The 898-nt window shown below is 60.4% G+C and carries 1 protein-coding gene and 1 pseudogene; both read left to right on the top strand.

Annotated elements, in window-relative coordinates; all coding sequences use genetic code 11:
* The first annotated feature begins 220 nt into the window (after positions 1 to 220).
* Positions 221 to 610, top strand: coding sequence for a DUF4189 domain-containing protein (locus tag JHD07_RS07355; RefSeq protein WP_291620517.1), 390 nt, complete (start codon positions 221 to 223; stop codon positions 608 to 610).
* A gap of 161 nt (positions 611 to 771) precedes the next feature.
* Positions 772 to 898, top strand: a pseudogene (locus JHD07_RS07360) (DUF2000 family protein); the annotation flags it as partial.

Genomic DNA, 898 nt, shown 5'->3' on the forward strand with positions numbered 1-898 from the left:
CGGCAAGGCGGGGATGAAGGTGCGTAGGGCGGATTAGCCGAAGGCGTAATCCGCCGCTGTGTTTCTCCGCGGAAACAAAAGAGGCGGATTACGCTTCGCTAATCCGCCCTACGGGACTACGGCACCCTCCAAGCCTCCTGTTTTCAACCACCCGTTCACCATCTGGAAACGACCGCGGCTTAGAGTCGGCCGCACCTGCCTTGGGGGGAGGGGTTTTTCCATGGTTTCGAATGTCGTCGCGCGCCGTTGCGCGATGTTTTGCTTTGTCTTGTCGCTTGCTGTCACGGGTGCTCGCACCATCACCGATGCTGATGCCGCCGGAGCGTTTGCGGTCGGCAAATGCGGCGCGTATGGCCAGGCTTTTGATTATGGTCACGAGGACGAAGCGCGTGCCGCGGCGCAGAAGCAGTGCAAGGGCGATTGCACGACCGTGACGATGAAGCACGCTTGTGCCGCCATGTCGGTCGATATGACAAATCCCTGCGGCGCCTATGGCTATGCCGTCAAGCCGAAGATCTCGGCCTCGCTCAACGCCGCCACGCGCGAATGCTACAAATACGGTGGCAAGGAATGCGTGATCCGCGCCTGGGCCTGCGACGCCAAGGGCTGACTTTTCCTTGCCGTCCTTCCGGGGCGATGCGTAGCATCGAGCCCGGAATCCATCGTGCTACAGAGCAGGTGGGCGAATGGATTCCGGGTTCGGTCCTATGGACCGCCCCGGAATGACAATCGAGGGAATCCATGCAATTCGAGACCAAGATCGCCGTGGTGATCCGTACCGATCTTCAAGCCTGGCAGAAACTCAACGTCGCGTCTTTCCTCACCAGCGGCATCGCCGCGGCCTTTCCCGAATGCATCGGTGAAGCCTATGAGGACGCCTCGGGCACGCAATATCATG

This window comes from Bradyrhizobium sp., assembly GCF_016462955.1.
In the GTDB taxonomy this organism is placed as follows: Bacteria; Pseudomonadota; Alphaproteobacteria; order Rhizobiales; family Xanthobacteraceae; genus Bradyrhizobium.